General features: G+C 38.8%; 15 protein-coding genes and 1 other annotated feature. Of the genes, 2 read left to right on the top strand and 13 right to left on the bottom strand.

The features are described from left to right. Positions 1-63 precede the first annotated feature (63 nt). The 11 genes from RSX31_RS01400 to RSX31_RS01350 all read right to left on the bottom strand — a co-directional run bounded on the left by RSX31_RS01400 (position 64) and on the right by RSX31_RS01350 (position 12,742). Positions 64-1,257, bottom strand: a complete 1,194-nt coding sequence (locus RSX31_RS01400; protein WP_315632916.1) for a competence protein CoiA — start codon at positions 1,255-1,257, stop codon at positions 64-66. A gap of 91 nt (positions 1,258-1,348) precedes the next feature. Next, complete coding sequence (gene cls, locus RSX31_RS01395; protein WP_148993399.1) at positions 1,349-2,854, bottom strand: cardiolipin synthase; 1,506 nt, start codon at positions 2,852-2,854, stop codon at positions 1,349-1,351. Between the two features lie 74 nt (positions 2,855-2,928). Beyond that, positions 2,929-3,600: an adaptor protein MecA gene (gene mecA / locus RSX31_RS01390; RefSeq protein WP_148993398.1), complete on the bottom strand. Its 672-nt coding sequence runs from the start codon at positions 3,598-3,600 to the stop codon at positions 2,929-2,931. A 359-nt stretch (positions 3,601-3,959) separates the two neighbouring features. Further along, positions 3,960-4,355 (bottom strand): transcriptional regulator SpxA, encoded by a 396-nt coding sequence (gene spxA, locus RSX31_RS01385; RefSeq protein WP_032089161.1) that lies wholly within the window; start codon positions 4,353-4,355, stop codon positions 3,960-3,962. Positions 4,356-4,658: 303 nt separating this feature from the next. Continuing rightward, positions 4,659-5,231: a GNAT family N-acetyltransferase gene (locus tag RSX31_RS01380; RefSeq protein WP_113969958.1), complete on the bottom strand. Its 573-nt coding sequence runs from the start codon at positions 5,229-5,231 to the stop codon at positions 4,659-4,661. 273 nt (positions 5,232-5,504) lie between these two features. Then, complete coding sequence (locus RSX31_RS01375) at positions 5,505-6,653, bottom strand: putative glycoside hydrolase (RefSeq protein WP_148968809.1); 1,149 nt, start codon at positions 6,651-6,653, stop codon at positions 5,505-5,507. A gap of 282 nt (positions 6,654-6,935) precedes the next feature. Further along, a complete protein-coding gene (locus RSX31_RS01370) occupies positions 6,936-7,871 on the bottom strand; it encodes an ABC transporter ATP-binding protein (protein WP_148968467.1) in 936 nt (311 codons plus the stop codon). Next, positions 7,871-8,941, bottom strand: coding sequence for an ABC transporter ATP-binding protein (locus tag RSX31_RS01365; RefSeq protein ID WP_397540999.1), 1,071 nt, complete (start codon positions 8,939-8,941; stop codon positions 7,871-7,873). Before RSX31_RS01365 ends, RSX31_RS01370 begins: the two co-directional genes overlap by 1 nt. A gap of 19 nt (positions 8,942-8,960) precedes the next feature. Further along, positions 8,961-9,986: an oligopeptide ABC transporter permease gene (gene opp3C / locus RSX31_RS01360; RefSeq protein ID WP_315632904.1), complete on the bottom strand. Its 1,026-nt coding sequence runs from the start codon at positions 9,984-9,986 to the stop codon at positions 8,961-8,963. Then, positions 9,986-10,915 carry an oligopeptide ABC transporter permease gene (gene opp3b, locus RSX31_RS01355; RefSeq protein ID WP_148993396.1) on the bottom strand — a complete coding sequence of 310 codons (930 nt, stop codon included), beginning with the start codon at positions 10,913-10,915 and terminating at the stop codon, positions 9,986-9,988. The genes opp3C and opp3b overlap by 1 nt, the downstream gene beginning before the upstream one ends. 171 nt (positions 10,916-11,086) lie before the next feature. Continuing rightward, positions 11,087-12,742 carry a peptide ABC transporter substrate-binding protein gene (locus tag RSX31_RS01350; RefSeq protein WP_148993395.1) on the bottom strand — a complete coding sequence of 552 codons (1,656 nt, stop codon included), beginning with the start codon at positions 12,740-12,742 and terminating at the stop codon, positions 11,087-11,089. Between the two features lie 506 nt (positions 12,743-13,248). On the opposite strand from RSX31_RS01350, the gene RSX31_RS01345 reads away from it, so the two are divergent. Then, on the top strand, positions 13,249-13,632 hold the full coding sequence (locus RSX31_RS01345; protein ID WP_187443477.1) for a DUF3899 domain-containing protein: 384 nt from the start codon (positions 13,249-13,251) through the stop codon (positions 13,630-13,632). Between the two features lie 44 nt (positions 13,633-13,676). After that, positions 13,677-13,908 (top strand) — a binding site (T-box leader). A gap of 47 nt (positions 13,909-13,955) precedes the next feature. Then, entirely contained in the window at positions 13,956-14,957 is a 1,002-nt protein-coding gene (gene trpS, locus RSX31_RS01340; protein WP_148993393.1) for a tryptophan--tRNA ligase, read from the top strand. 129 nt (positions 14,958-15,086) lie between these two features. Here the strand turns inward: trpS and RSX31_RS01335 are convergent, their stop codons facing one another. After that, on the bottom strand, positions 15,087-15,836 hold the full coding sequence (locus tag RSX31_RS01335; RefSeq protein WP_315632901.1) for a YjbA family protein: 750 nt from the start codon (positions 15,834-15,836) through the stop codon (positions 15,087-15,089). Positions 15,837-16,297: 461 nt separating this feature from the next. Then, positions 16,298-17,059: a DUF2268 domain-containing protein gene (locus tag RSX31_RS01330; protein WP_315632899.1), complete on the bottom strand. Its 762-nt coding sequence runs from the start codon at positions 17,057-17,059 to the stop codon at positions 16,298-16,300. Positions 17,060-17,151 lie beyond the last annotated feature (92 nt).

Raw genomic sequence — 17,151 nt, 5'->3', positions numbered from 1 at the left:
AGAAAATTCCTTATAGTTACATTCTCTCTTATCTAAGATTTTCCTGCAACAAAACAATCTTTGTTAGACCTTTTTTAATATATGCTTCCATTTAGGAAAAAAATCATGCTGATGCTTTTCGAAGCCCGAAAAGTTGTCAGGACAATTCCACGGCCGAGAGAGCTGATATTGCCCACCGTCCATCCTTCTGACTACCTGCATATCATTCAAGAGAGACAAATAGCTCTTTACTATTTCCTTTAGCAGCTGGTCCCCACATACAAAAGGAAGCGTACGGAATTCTAAATATCCTCTATCCATCCTTCTTTTTAGAACCTCAACTACTTTTTCCTCTGAAAAAAATGTATCTTTCTTCATACAATCCTTCCACAAATAGTATTGCCACTCGATCGCATGATTCTTAAAATAGATTCCATGAGGAAACACTGGCATTCCAACAAATAAAGGTAAATATAAAAATGTATCCCCTTCTCTATACACTTCCCGTAAAAATAAATCGTCTTTCGCTTTATTGTAATGAAGTTTGTTATAGATCCACTTCATTCGGAATTGATTCCAGTTTTTTAATAAATATGGGTGATTGACTGTAGGATGTGGGATGGACAAAGGAAGAGTGAATTGCTCGATAGGGATCCTGACAGGCGCTGCACTAATAAAAGCTGAGACTGAAACAGGTATGAGATGAGTAAATATTGTAAAGCTTCTATCTTCAGGAGAAAAATGGAGAAGAAAATGGTGCAAATGGGGTGAATACCGGATAAATGATTGCTGAAATGACGGTAATTGCAGTAATCCCTTTTGTTTTTCTGTCACTGGTTGGGTAAGCATCCAGAATGGAGTGATGTTTTGACTTTGATATCCACGAGTTCTGGAAAGGATGTCGGGGATGGGAATGGAAGAGCATTGAATCTCAATGGCAATTTTTTTCGTATCCGTTTTTACATATACATCAGCGATTTGCTGAATCTCTTTTACATAATATTCAACCTTTACCTCCGTAAAATGCTCTCTTAACCTTTCATATAGCAGTTGTTTAGTAAGCAAATGTCGGGGTGACTCATGCTGCTTTCCAAGCTCACAAAGGAACTGGGACTGATGAGCAAAATGTGGGACGTTTTGATTTCCGATGCGAAGGTTCAATTCGGATGAACAATGAGGACAGAGAAATATATTACGCTTACGTCGCAGATTCTTTAATTCCTCTCTTGTGTAATGAATGGTTGAAAATACTTTTTCTCCTAATAAAGCTGTTAACATAGAACACCTCCTTCAATAATTATTCGCCAATATTCGTGAAAATCCTTCAAAAAAAAAACCTCCAAGCAAAAAATCACTTGAAGGCTTATTCTTATAATAGAGGTGACATTAAGCGTGAAGTGGATTCCAATAACCGGTAGCCAAGATGTCTCTTTTGAAACTCTTCCAGCTGCAGTTCCTCTGCATCCTCTAAATCATGTAAATATTCCTTCACTAGAGAGTCGGTACTTTCTGTTTTATATAAGAATGCATTAACTTCAAAGTTTAAATGAAAACTTCTCATATCCATATTAGATGTCCCGATCGATGCCATTTCTTCATCGACTATGACGATCTTACTATGCATAAAGCCCTTTTGATATTCAAAGATTCGGGCTCCTGCTTCGAGAAGATCGGGGAAATAAGATCGTGAAGCGTGAAATACAATTCGTTTATCAGGCTTATGGGGAACCAAAAGCCTTACATCCACACCACTCAATGCAGCAATTTTAAGTGCTGAAAAAATATCTTCATCCGGTATGAAATATGGTGATGCAACCCAAACGCTTTTTCTTGCAGAAGTGATCATCGAGAAGAATATATTCTTCAATACGCTCAACTCATTATCAGGTCCTCCTGCAATCATTTGAACTCCACCATCGTTTGCATTTTCCAATGGATCAGGGCTTAAATACCCTGGAGTCAAGAAATCGTCATTCGTCATATAATACCAATCTTGAAGAAAAATGAGCTGCAAGGTTCGAACCGCTTCCCCCCTTACAAATAAGTGGGTATCCCTCCAGAAACCAAAATGTGGATTTTTCCCTAAGTATTCATCGCCAATATTAAGTCCCCCAACAAATCCAATACTTCCATCAATGACGATGATCTTGCGATGATTTCGGAAGTTAAACTTATTATTGAGAACAGGGATTTTGACTGGACCAAACGGAACCACTTCAATCCCTGCGTCTTTTAATTCAGCAATATAATCCTTAGATAATTGCCATGCCCCAACCGCGTCATAAAGAAAGCGAATTTTCACACCATTATTGGCTCGTTCAATAAGGATATCTTTAATCTGATTGCCAATATCATCATGACGGACAATATAATATTCCATATGAATGTGATGCTTGGCAGTTTTTAACCACCTCAGGATTTCCCCGAATGTCTCGTTACCATTGGTTAAAAGCTTCGTTTCACTGGAAAAGGAAATGGCACTGTTTCCTATTCGCTGAGCAAGCTGAAAGTGTTTTTCCTGAAACAAACCGAACATTTCAGCGTTCATTTCCTTAGGGCCAGGCTCAAATTTATTGTAGGTTTCCTTGTCCAATATGTACTTCTTCTTATACATTTTCTCTTTCCGGTAGTTTCGGCCAAACAATAAATAGAAGATAAAGCCAAGGAATGGAAAAGCACCTAAAACAACTAACCATGTTAATGTTTGAGTGGGATGGCGATTCTCAAAGAAGATAAGAAATCCTATCACAATGACAGAGAATGTAAAAACCAGACTAATATATTTGACCATTCCTGAAAGGTACTGATCAAAATAAAAAATATAACTTAACACGAGGACAGCAATAAATAAGAGGACTCTCACTGTATTTTTCATACCTCTAACACCTTCCACTGGCTTAATGAGCTAAATAAAAAAATACCGATTTCTAAATGAAACCGGTATGATCCTTAAGAAAAGTGTTCACTTAATGTCCCAAACACATGTTCATTAATGACTACTTTTCCATACTCTTCTAGGCGATGAACGGTCATTCGTGACTCATCCGCATATTCAAGTAGTATACTTAACATATTGTCGATATCTTCTTCCGAGAAGTGCTCTTCTGAAAATTTAACGTAAATAAAATATCTATTTTCGAATGCAAGCAGCTTTGTTTCCAAATGATCTAAAGGCATTTCTTTCATCCGATGGGATAAAGAAATCGCATCTTCGAAATCATTGAACTTCAAAGTGAAATCCAGTGCCACTTCTGCTTCCCCATCTTGATCCTGCTTGATTTGGAAATGCTGATCCAGAAGCTCCTCTATCCGTTCATCTACAGGAAGTTCCTTGAGCTTATCCTCTGGGATAGGCAACTCAAATCGCTGACCATCCTTTGAAACCTGAGCTCTTGTAACCAGTACTTCAAGCCCTTTATCTAACGCTTGAACTTGAATCCATAGCGGTCCTTCAATTCCGAAATCTTCTTCTTGATGAACTTCATCCATCATTTCCCAGAAGAGTTCTTCACTTCGTTCACGATTATACCAGATCTCCTCGCGGTCAAAGCCGCGATCTTCTATATCCCCGTAGGATATATAGAACTTGACCGTATTTTCATTAATGCGTTCGATTTCCATTTAACACCTCTCCCTTCTTGCATGATGTTGGTGAAGGGACTACACCCTCTGAGCAATTTTGCTCGATTGCTGGTGAAGATAGAAGATACATTTAGGTTAGTTTGTACCTTGTACTTCTATTTTATGATATAAACACTGAAAATGGAATAAAAATAACACCCATTTTTTTCTTCACAAATCCCACTATTTAACGTGTTTTTGACATTTTAGCGAATATTTGCAGAAAATTCAAGTGTTAATACTTATACTAATATAAAAAGGGTTGACCCGAAAGGATACGCAACGTTCCTTAAAGGGTCAGCCCCTTTTTCCTTATATATTCTCAAACATTGATAATATGATGAGAATGTAAGAATACTTTAGTTTACCATTCTTTGAGCTTCGAGAAGCTGGAACGTACGAACCTTTCTAGGTAAGAAACGTCTGATTTCATCTTCATTGTATCCTACCTGAAGACGTTTCTCATCCAAGATGATTGGACGTCTTAAAAGACCAGGATTTTTCTGAATAAGCTCGAACAGTTCTTGAAGTGGTAAAGTTTCTAAATCTACATTAAGCTTTTGGAATGTCTTAGAACGCGTTGAAATGATTTCATCCGTTCCATCCTCAGTCATACGCAGGATTTCCTTTATTTCATCAATGCTTAATGGCTCAGAAAATACGTTACGCTCTGTATATGGAATCTCATGCTCTTCTAACCAAGCTTTTGCCTTACGACAAGATGTACAACTAGGTGAAGTGAATAATGTAACCACGAATCATTCACACTCCCTTAAGGATTTTTTTATAATATAGAGTATTTCATTTTAAACATAGACTGTTAATTAAAATAAGTTTAAATAAGAAATCTCTATTATGTATTATACATGAATTACTGTCCCTTGAACATAGTTTTAACCAATTTGTCAAATTTCCTATACATAGGTTTAACATACGCTATATGATCTCTTTCTACTATGGCTTTACCCGGTTCAAAAAGAGCTTAAACATGATATAGAACATTTTCATTTTTTCATTTAGAAAACCTTATTGCGAATGGACAATAAGGTTGTTTTGGTTTAGAGGTTTTTCAGTACATCGCCATCACGGTCTTTGTCTTTTTTCAAGACTTCTTCAACCGGCTGGTAAGACGCACCATAAAACTTCTTATCATTATAAGTGTGGATTAATTCATATGTTTTCTTCATTGAATTGAAGATCAGATCTTCTGATTCGTTATTTGGAGCCCAATAAAGGATTTCCATCTCATTGATTTCATTTGTAGCGAGAGACCGACGTGCATATCCGATACTGACAGCATGTTCGAATCCTTCACGCTTGTAGAACTTTAAGCGCTTTTCAGTGTCAGTGTCATCATAATCAACCGGCTCTACTTCTAGAATAATCGCTTTGTTCTTTTCTTTTAACTTCTCGAGCAGTTTATGACCTAATCCTTGTCCGCGAGCATCCTTTGAGACAAAAAGATAATCGATAAAGATAAAATCATCAAGTTCGGCATACATAAGTACGTGGTACTGCCCCTCATCTTTATGATAGATGTCGCTTCTTTCTTTGAGTAATGACTCAAGATGTTCTTTTGATTTCATTTCCTCTACCGGGAAATACTGATTTAACTTTTCATACCAATGCATGGATCTACTCCTTTAAAAGAATTTTGGGTGACATTGACTAACGGGATACAATTATTTTTCTCAGAAAAAAAATGTTTATGTTAGATGTTAGTCTCATCCGTGGGATAATAAATACGGAATCACAGGTTTGATATACCTATGAAGAGGGTAATGTGGTTGAAAGCGGTTAATCTTACCAATACTTTAATGATAACAATCTTTGAGTTTTTTTTCAAATCGAAAAGCGCCATTAAGAAAAGACCGGCCTGGAACTTCCCAGGTCGGTCTTCTCGATCAAGGTGTATAATCCACACCTTCTGTATACGTATTACCAGCATCCCATAAAAGGAATTCTTTAATCCCTTGATCATTCAATGCCTTAATCTGCGCTTCCACTTCTGCTTTTCCGTACGCTTTATAGTTTCCACTTCCTAACCAGGAAGCAGTGAAATCCTGCAGCCATGGCCTTGAAATAGGCGGGTTTTCTAATTCTGCTAACTTAGAATTTTCAAGCTTAGCATATTCAGATACCAATTCATAAGGTTGTAAATCGGGCTTTGCAATTCCAAAGTATGGAGTCCAGTGACTTGGATAAATCATGGAAGAAATCACATCGACGTTTTCAGATATCTTTGAGAAGTTCTGTCCAATCCCAGGTGCCTCTGGAAGCGTTGCTGTATACCCGAAAATGTCCACAGAAACCTTAACTCCATATGGCTCAAGTTTTCCATGTGCGTACTCTACAAAGTCTGTAACGGCCTGCACACGCTTTTGTACATTATTTGAGTCTTGCTCCGCATATTCACCACCGTTATATTGTAGTTCATCATCGCGTTTTTCAAAGCCTTCAGGGAATCGAACATAATCAAACTGGATTTCCTGGAATCCCATTTTGGCGGCTTCGATTGCAATTCCAACATTATAATCCCACACTTCTTTCAGGAATGGGTTCACAAAGGATTCACCTCTGCCATTTTTCCATACCTGATTTCCATCTTTAAAGGAAAGCTCGGGTTTCTCATTCGCTAAAACTGTATCTTTGAATACCACAATTCTTGCGATCGGGTAAATCTGTTTTTCTTCAAGTGTCTTTAAGATCGCTTGAGGATCTTTGATATAAGGCTGACCTACTTTAGCGTATGGAGAAGATTCTTCGGGTTCGTATGTAACATATCCGTGATCATCTTTAATATCAATAACCATGGCATTGAGATCCGTATCGTCCATTAGTTTCGTTAAGCTGTCAAATCTCGCTCCACCAGCAGAGTGACCCGTCACATAAACCCCTCTGACTGCATCAGGGTATTCAAATTCAAAGCCGGAATCATATGCAAATCTTGGGGCGGGACTTGCAATTTCTTTCTTACTTAAAGAAAGACTCCTCTTCTCGTGGGCACCCATCCTTTCTCCTTCAGCACTCGCTTGGAACGGCAATACGCACATTGTGACTAAACATAAGGATGTCGCTACCTTACTCCATTTCAAAATAAACCTCTCCTCTATTAAATAAGCTATCTAGTAAAATATGTAACACCTCATCCTATTCTAACAAGGAAATAACTTGAAAGAAAAGGGGTATTACTCCTAATCTGTCGAAATTTCCAAGGAAATTAAATATCTTCATTATATAGTATGATTTTCTTGTTAAAAAAGAATATAACAAGCTTTATGAGGATCCTTCAATAAAAAAAGCTCCCCTCATTAAAGGGAGCTTTTGTAAGATGTTTAGCTTTTGTACTGAGCTTTATACTGTGCAAACTCTTTCTCTGAGCAAAACACGAAATGGCCAGGTGCCACTTCACGCATTTCAAGATTATCATCCTCTGTATAATTGTGAACAGAAGGATTATATTCTTTTCTTCGGCGTGTGCGCTCATACTCTGGATCCGGTAACGGAATCGCTGATAATAGAGATTGCGTATACGGATGTAGCGGGTTCTTGTAAAGGGCATCACTTGGTGCCAACTCGACTAACTTACCAAAATACATCACCCCGATGCGATCACTGATGTATTTTACCATGGAAAGATCATGGGCGATGAATAAGTACGTTAACCCTTTCTCTTTCTGAAGCTCTTGCATAAGATTCACTACTTGAGCCTGAATCGAAACATCAAGAGCCGAAATTGGCTCATCGGCAATGATGAAGTCCGGATCTACTGCCAAGGCACGGGCAATCCCGATACGCTGTCTTTGACCACCGGAGAATTCATGTGGATAACGTCCGGCATGTTCTTTATTCAAACCAACCGTTTCAAGCAAATCATGAACTCTCTTTAGACGTTCTTCTTTGGAAGAAGCAAGTCCATGAATGTCGATACCTTCAGCAATAATATCCGCAACCTTCATACGAGGATTCAAACTTGCGTATGGATCCTGGAAGATCATTTGCATCTTACGGTTGAATTTCTTTAATTGTGAACGTGACTTTTTACCATGAACGTCCTCACCATTAAAGAGAACCTGGCCATCTGTAGCATCATACAAACGAATGATTGTCCGACCAGTCGTTGATTTACCGCAACCTGATTCACCAACCAGACCAAGAGTTTCCCCTTTATAAATATCAAAGCTGATATCATCGACAGCTTTCACCATATTCGGTTTTCCCGGGTTAAAGTACTGCTTTAAATTCTTAATTTCCAATAATTTTTCTGCCATTATGAACGAACCCCCTCAACAAGTACCGGCTCTTTATAATTAGAAGGCATTTGTCTATGTCTTAATTTAACTATTTCAGGCGGCTCTACTCTTGGAGCACTAGGATGCAATAACCAGGACTTTACATAATGAGTATCGGAAACCTGATAATATGGCGGCTCTTGTTCAAAATCCACTTTCAATGCATACTCACTGCGAAGTGCAAATGCATCTCCTTTAGGTGGATTCAATAAATCCGGTGGAGTCCCAGGTATGGCAACCAGTTCCTGTTCACCTTCAGTATCTGTAGTCGGCATGGAACCGATCAATCCCCACGTATAAGGATGGCGTGGATCGTAGAAAATTTCATCCACTGTACCTGTTTCAACAATTTGTCCTCCATACATAACGGCTACACGATCAGCTACGTTCGCAACAACTCCAAGATCGTGAGTGATGAAAATGATGGAAGTTTCTATCTTCGTTTGTAAATCTTTCATCAGTTCAAGAATCTGAGCCTGGATGGTAACATCCAATGCCGTCGTCGGCTCATCGGCAATCAGAATCTTCGGATTACAAGCAAGAGCGATAGCGATAACCACACGCTGTCGCTGACCACCCGAGAATTGATGAGGATATTGTTTAAAGCGAGTTTCCGGGCTAGGCAGACCAACAAGTTTAAGTAACTCAACGGCACGTTTTTTCGCATCATTTTTGCTCATATTCTGATGCTTTACCAGTGGTTCCATGATTTGTTTACCAATTGTCATTGTAGGGTTCAGGGACGTCATCGGATCCTGGAAAATCATAGAGATATCTTTCCCACGGATTTTCTGCATGTCCTTTTCCGGCAATTTCGCTAAATCTTTACCTTCAAATAACATTTCTCCACCTTTGATGAAGCCTGGCGGGTTCGGGATCAATCTCATGATCGCTTTCGTCGTTACTGATTTACCGGAACCGGATTCACCTACGATGGCTAGTGTTTCACCTTTATCTAAATGGAAATCTACACCTCGGACAGCCTGAACTTCTCCTCCATGCGTATTGAAGGAGACGTGTAGATCTTTCACTTCTAAAATTTTTGACATATTCATAATCTCCCTTCCATTACTTACGCATTTTCGGATCTAGTGCATCACGCAAACCATCGGCCATTAAGTTGAAACTTAGAATGACTAATGAAATGACGGCTGATGGAACCAGCATCATATGTGGAAATGATTGAATCGATCTGTACCCATCATTAACCAATGACCCAAGGGAAGCTCTTGGAGGAGCGATCCCCAATCCGATAAAGCTTAAGAATGCCTCTGTGTAAATCGCAGCAGGAACTGTAAACATTGTAGTGATGATAACAGGTCCCATTACATTTGGAAGCAAGTGTTTAAAGATTAAACGATTGCTGCTTGCTCCTAAAGTACGGGAAGCAAGTACAAATTCCTGATTCTTCAATTGTAATACTTGTCCACGCACTATACGTGCCATTCCGGTCCATCCGGTTATTACCATAGCCATAGTAATCGAGAAGATACCTGGCTCAAAGATCAGGATAAAGAGAATAACCACAATTAAATTTGGAATCCCAACTAGAATTTCAATGATACGTTGCATAATATCGTCGACTCTTCCACCATAATAAGCAGAAATTCCGCCATAAGAGATACCGATTATGAAATCGATGATGGCTGCTAGAATACCAATGTAAAGGGATACACGAGTACCATTCCAAGTTCGAGTCCATAGGTCACGACCTAAGTCATCGGTACCGAACCAGTAACTTTCCTCAATCTTTCTCGCTTCATAAACATCGAAACCATCAGCATCTTTTCCATCAAATGGAAGCCAACTAATTCCTGAAAGCGCTTCAATTTTAGGGGGTAGCTTTGCATGACGAATATTTTGATCGCTAAATTTGTAGTCATTCATACCAGGTCCAAAAATAGCGAAGAATACGATGATGGCAGTTATTATTATTCCTACAATAGCACCTTTATTCTTACGCAAACGAATCCATGAATCCTGCCAAAAATTCAAACTTGGTCTCGATATTTTTTCCGACTCGTCTCCACTAGCCTTTTGAGGTTGGAAGAGTTCTGGACTTAGTTGCTCTAATTTCTTTTTATTTGCTTCCATTATTTCTTCCCTCCAGCTAAACGAATACGCGGATCAATGATACCGTATAGAATATCTACCAAGAAAATAACGCCAATGAATAAAGCACTGAAGAACAGGGTAATACCCATAATAACCGTGTAATCATTTGTGTTAATAGAAAGTACGAATTGTTCCCCAAGACCCGGAACAGCAAAAATCCGTTCGACAACTAAAGAACCAGTCATTACTGCTACTGTCATTGGTCCCAAAATAGTTACAATAGGTATCATAGCGTTTCTTACGGCATGCTTTACAATTGTTCCAGTCTTGGAAATACCTTTGGCCTTTGCTAGTAAAATATAATCAGAGTTTAATATTTCAAGCATTTCTGTACGCATAAAACGAGCAATCGTTGCTACAACGCCAACTGTAAGTGCTAGTGTAGGTAGAATCGTGTGCTTATATTCTCCCCATAATGCTACTGGAAGCCATTCAAGCTTTACACCTACATAATACTGTAACAGGGCCGCGAACACGAAAGAAGGTATGGATATTCCTAATACAGCCACAAATGTGGAACCATAATCTAACCACGTGTTATGTTTAATTGCAGCGATAATACCCACAAGTAGCCCTAAAAATGTACCTAATACCATAGCTTGGAATCCAAGAAGTGCGGAAGGACCAATACGATCTCCAACTATTTGCGTTACAGGACGATTATCGTATTGGAAGGACAACCCTAAATCACCTTTGGCTAGACCCACCATATAGTTCACATATTGTTCTGGCAGTGGGTCATTCAGACCGTATTTATCCAGGATAATTTGTTGTTGTTCCGGAGTCAGTCTCTCTGTATTTTGTAGTGGAGATCCAGGCAGGAGCTTCATCAGAAAGAAAGTGGCGGTTGCAATGATAAGCAAAGTGATGATCATATAGACGATACGTTGAATTGTATATCTGACCATTCTTTAGCCCCCCTTTTTTTAGTCTATTTTCTACATTATTAATTATATCGATTTTCGACAAATTTTCAATGTTTTTTAACTTTTTTGATAATTTCCGACATTCACTGGAAAAGGAGAGCATATGCACATGCATATACTCTCCCTTTGAAGGTTGTTCACTGAGTTTAAGTTCTACTCAATTGAAGCCCATTTGTAAGAATTATCAGCACCAAATGAATGACGTAAGATATTTTTCACATATGGACGCTCTAGATAAGAAACACCAGATTGGTACATAGGGCTGATCGCTTGATCTTCGAAAAGAATCTTTTCTGCGTCAACCATTGCTTGCCAACGTGCATCTAAATCATCAAGAAGCTCACCTTTAGCTTGTTCGATTAACTTGTCATACTCTGGATTAGAATAACCCATTTGGTTATGAGCACCATCAGTTACGAACATATCAACAAATGTCATTGGATCTGGATAGTCAGGACCCCATCCAGCGAATGAGAAGTCGTATTGACCTTTTGATTCTAACTCAAGCTTTTGCTTGAATGGTTGCGCTTTGATAGAAACTGTCAAACCTTCTAGATTTTGTTCTAGTTGCTCTTTTAAGAACTCACCAATTTTCTTAGAGTTGTCAGAGTCATAGTTTAATAATTCTAATTCAATAGAATCTTTTCCTAACTCTTCTTTCGCCTTAGCCCAGTGTTCTTTAGCTTTTTCAGGATCGAATCCACCAAAGTCACCAACTGTTTCACGATATTCAGCACCATCTGGACCAGATACGAAGTCTTTTGGTACTAAATAGTACGCAGGGATAGATCCGTTGTTAAGAAGTACGTCTACCATACCTTGCTTGTCATATGCAGCGTCAATTGCTTTACGCGCATTTACATTTGCCATTATTTCATTTCCTTGATTTAAACGAAGGAAGAATACTGAAGTTTCAGCTCTTGTTTTAAAGTTTTCATCTGATTTGTATTTGTCAACAAATTCAGCAGAAAGACCAGCAACATCAGCTTTGTTTGTTTCATAAAGGTTTACACCTGTAGCAGTATCTTTAACGATGTTAAAGTTAACTTCTTTTAGCTTAACAGTTTCTGCATCCCAGTAACCGTCGTTCTTAGTTAATTTGAAGCTTTGCTCATGCTTCCACTCAGAAAGAGTGAATGGACCATTGTAAATTGCAGTGTCGGCTTCAAGACCGAATTTATCGCCTTGTTCTTCCACGAACTTTTGGTTTTGAGGATAGAAAGTTGCGAAAGAAAGTAAAGCTTTGAAGTATGGAACAGCTGTTTCAAGCTGAACTTCTAATGTTTTTTCATCAACCGCTTTAACACCTAATTCTTCAACTGGAACTTCGCCAGCATTAACTTTAGCAGCGTTTTTGATATCGTACATGATGTACGCATACTCTGCACCAGTGTCAGGGTTTAAAGCTTTTTGCCAAGCGTAAACGAAGTCGTTCGCAGTAACTGCATCTCCGTTTGACCATTTCGCATCACGGATTTTGAACGTGTACGTTTTACCATCTTCACTTACTTGTGGCTCTTCTGCAGCCATACCAAGTACAGGCTCATCTTTTTCACCTAAGCGGTAAAGACCTTCGAATACGTTGTTCATTACGTTGAATGAAACAGCGTCAGTTGCTAGAGTAGAGTCCATTGATGGGATCTCAGAACTCTCAATTAAATTAAGTACCTGTTCTTTCTTTTCAGCAGACTCGCCGCCTTCGCCAGATGCTCCTTCATTGCCCTCAGTTTTCTTGTCGCCGCCACATGCAGCTAAGAAAGTACTTAGAGCCAGAAGAAGAACTAGCAAGAATGAAAACTTTTTCTTCATCTTGAAATTGACCTCCTCGTAAATCTCATATTTATTTATCTTCTAATTTTCAGAAGATTTGTTACTTATTATACATGATAGAGAAATTATTGCAATATGAATTTAACAGTTTTTTTGCAAAATTATCAGATTAGTAGGTATATAGGCGCCAAAACGTTGGTGTTAAAGGGTTTTAGTTGAACATTTTAGAGAGTTTGTCCCATTACAATTGTTACAAATGTAAATTTCTCAGCATTGAAAGTAATGGTGTTATTGGGGTCCGTTTTCAATTATAAGGTTTATATCTGTTATAAATATTAATATACAAGACTAAATATAAAAAATAGAATACATACTTTATTCTATTCGTATTTTAATAATATTGCTGCAGTTTCAAGCGTGTACACTTTACGCGGATTTATGTACTCCCTGCCCATACAACTCATGATTGTTTGAATATATATGAATGATTGAATTCCCTTAAGGGCTTCATGTATACTTTTGATAAAAACATTTTAAGGAGAACTATGAAACGAATAAATTTTTTCTACATACTTACACTGCTGTTTTTCATTATCGCCATCGTCACTGCTATATTTCAGGGGAAAAATCCGCTTCTCTCTACTATAGATAGCTTGTTTATTATCGGAATAACGTATGTTGCCGCAGGCTCCCTCTTGTATATATTTGAAAAGGGATTTTTCAACGGCATCGTGTATGCCCTTAAGAGATTCCGAAACAGCACAAAACTAGGGAAGTACATTTCCCAGTTTGACGATCTGGACGAGACTAAGGGAGCCCATGAAGAATACGGAGTCAAGCGATCTTTTTCCATTACAAGGTCAGTACTGATAGTCGGCTCCATCACCCTGCTTCTTTCTATCGCCTTATCCTATCTGCTGTACACTTGAATTACCCTTTGATTTTTCATATAATAAAAATATATAAATGAGAGTAAAAAGCGTAGATGAAGAGTAGTACTTTTCTTTATGATTTATAGAGAGCTTGTGGATGGTGAAAACAAGTATTCATGGGAAAGGGAATGGACTTCTGAGCTTTATTTGTGAATGAAGTAGCATATAACGGATTTACCTCACGTTAAAGGGGTTCCATGCTCGTCATGGACTAAGCTGACTCATCTGAGTACTTAGGGTGGCACCGCGGAAATCATCCCATTCGTCCCTATCTTCAATAGGACGGGTGGGTTTTTATTTTGTGTAAAACAGGAGGAAATATGATGCAAACAATCTTTAGCGGCATTCAACCGAGCGGTACGATTACGCTTGGGAATTACATCGGGGCCATGAAGCAGTTCACTGAGCTGCAGGAAGAATACAATTGTTATTTCTGTGTAGTGGATCAACATGCAATCACGGTAGCGCAGGATAAAATGACGCTTCGCAAAAACATTCGCAGTCTTGCTGCGCTCTATATTGCATGTGGTATCGACCCTGAAAAATCAACATTATTCATTCAATCGGAGGTTCCGGCTCATGCACAGGCAGGATGGATCTTGCAATGTGTGACGTATATTGGTGAACTTGAAAGAATGACACAATTCAAAGATAAATCACATGGGAAAGAAGCCGTTTCTGCAGGCTTGTTGACTTACCCACCATTAATGGCAGCCGATATTCTTCTATATGGTACAGATTTAGTCCCTGTGGGAGAAGATCAGAAACAGCATTTGGAATTAACGAGAAATCTTGCAGAGCGCTTTAATAATAAATACAACAACATCTTTACGGTTCCTGAAGTCCGGATTCCTAAAGTCGGAGCCCGTGTTATGTCCCTTCAGGATCCTTTGAAGAAAATGAGTAAGTCCGATGTTAACCAGAAATCATTTATTACACTCCTCGACGATCCGAAGCAGATTGAAAAGAAAATCAAAAGTGCTGTTACGGATTCAGAAGGAATCGTTAAATACGATAAAGAAAACAAACCAGGAGTATCAAATCTCCTATCCATCTATTCGATTCTTGAAGGCAGTTCAATAGAAAAACTTGAACAAAGGTATCAAGGTAAGGGCTATGGAGACTTTAAAGGAGACTTAGCTCAAGTGGTCGTCAACGCCTTTAAGCCCGTGCAGGACCGGTACTATGAATTGATTGATTCTGAAGAACTGGATGATATACTCGATCGCGGGGCAGAAAAAGCTAATTTTGCAGCAAACAAAATGCTGAAGAAAATGGAAAAGGCCATGGGACTCGGGCGTAAAGAGAGAAAGAGAAAATAGCAATGTTGCTCAGAGCTTGCAGTATGAGGCTCTGGGCTTTTTTATTGGGACCGATTACCATCGCCTCCCTCCTTTACTCTATACAAAAAACCCCAAGCCCGTCATAGACTTGGGGTTTTCATCCACCCATCAATTTACCTTAGGACGATTCTCCACTTCCCACAGTTTTTCGAAGAAGGGTTGTCCCTTGATTAAGTTCTCGCAGAGGGTCAGGTGCTTATCCGACCAGCCAAACTGCGTTTCTTCGTATAACATTTGCCAAATTTCTTCAAAGTCCAATTCCTGGATGGTACGGTATCGCTGCGGAGCCCATTCTGTGTACCAGTAGCGAATTTCCGCCGTGTTGTTTGAGCTGTGGAGCTGGTCCAGGGCCATAAATAAAAGTTGTTTTAACTGTCTTTCTTTTCTTGTCAGTCCACTCATCATATAAGGACTTGGTGAAAGAATATGATAGGAATCCTCTCTTTTAGCCTCAGGCTGAATGGCATATTGCATTGTTTCATGACTTTCCACCATTTCATAGACGAGCTGTTCCTGTCTTGGGATCAGCCTGCTTTTTCTGATTGGAACGGTATACCCAATCGTATCCACTGCAAGTATTCCTGTCCCATCTGTGACTAAGAAGCAGTAATCCAGTTGAATTCGTTCATGGTTTTTTCGCAAGTAAGCTTTTTGATAGACATTATTAAGCAGTTGTTGAGGTAACTCTGATAAATCATTCTCGATGTAATGAAATAGAACAGTGTCCACTTTAATGAGAGGAACTTGATCCAATAACTCAATAACGTCCTCTTTTCTCCATTCGTGAAAATGACAGACATTGTAGCCATTTTCTTCGCCTTCGAACCAATTTACCCATACATCATGAAGATATAACATGATTGACCCCTCGCTTTGCTACAATCTTATTTGTCAATCAGTATAGGCAAATCGGTGTAAATTTATTCCTATTCAACAAGGGTTTTATAGATAGTGATTATTTTTCCTCCGGGGGATATAGATCGAGAGTGTGATGATGAGAATCCCTAAGAGAAATAAATAGCATTCGACTCGGGTGGATACGAAAAGAATATAGTCTGAAAAAGTCATTCCGGTGGTGAGAAGATTTAAATAAATAATTAAGCTCACTCCTCCTGAAACAGCCAGTCCAAACCCGATAAACATTACAAACATTCGAAACACCATACCTTCCGCCTCTATCCTCGCATTTAGAGATTTAGCTCGTCCATTCTTACTATAGTTTATGAGGGTAAATGGAAGATATGACGAAATCAGTCTCCTATTTTCATCACCTGCCTGCTATTCAGAAAAATACCTGACTGATTTGATCCCCCATCCTCCTATGGTAAGAAGGTTGATGATGCCTTTCCTATTAGGGCAATGGTAGATGCATCATTCTTCTTCAAATAATTTTCAACCAGGTAATAACCAGCAGCATAACCCAGCATGTTAGGATATGATTTCTTACCAAGGAGTAAGTGATCGTGAAGGGGACTGCTTCTTGTTACATCCAAATTAGGCTGAATCCATTTCTCGAAATAACGTGACATTTCTTTTTCTTCATATGCTTTTGTCCAGGAAGCTGAGTATTTATCTCCACAGTACTCTTTAACGGCATGTTCTGCCAGTCCTTCAAAAATGATTGAATCCAATAAGGTATATTGTATGTCTTTTTTGTTTAGTAATTTCATTCTGACACAGTGATGGTATTCATGAACGAAGAGAGCTTCGTACTCTTTCGTATCATCCTGTTCTGTAATAAAAAAGAAAATCTCGTCTTTAAAGCATACACCTGACTTTTTCATTGACGATTGGAACATGCCTCTCTTTTCCTGCACGGGGAATAAGTATATCGGAACATTTGGACCATTCCATTTTCGTTTATACTTTTTTTCATAAAGGGAAAAACGTTCCCATATGTTTTGTTCTTTCATCTTTTCGAAAATATCTTCGGCATGATGTGATGATTTGTACATTCCATGCCTCATAAGGTATTGATAAAATGATTTTTGATCGTCTTTTCCGTTAATTGTATTCTTTAAAAGCTCTAAAGGCTTATGAATGGAGTCTTCAAGCCACCCATCAGTAGGAGCAACGGTCACCTTCATCCCTCTTTCCCGGCTTTTTATCATGTATATGTAAAGGGAGGAGGGTTCACAACAAAAAACGAGCCTGCTAACGCGTGTTAGCAGGC

This window comes from Rossellomorea yichunensis (assembly GCF_032337515.1).
GTDB classification, from domain to species: Bacteria; Bacillota; Bacilli; order Bacillales; family Bacillaceae_B; genus Rossellomorea; species Rossellomorea yichunensis.
Note: the sequence above shows the minus strand (reverse complement) of the source record. Positions and strands in the feature narration are given on the sequence as shown.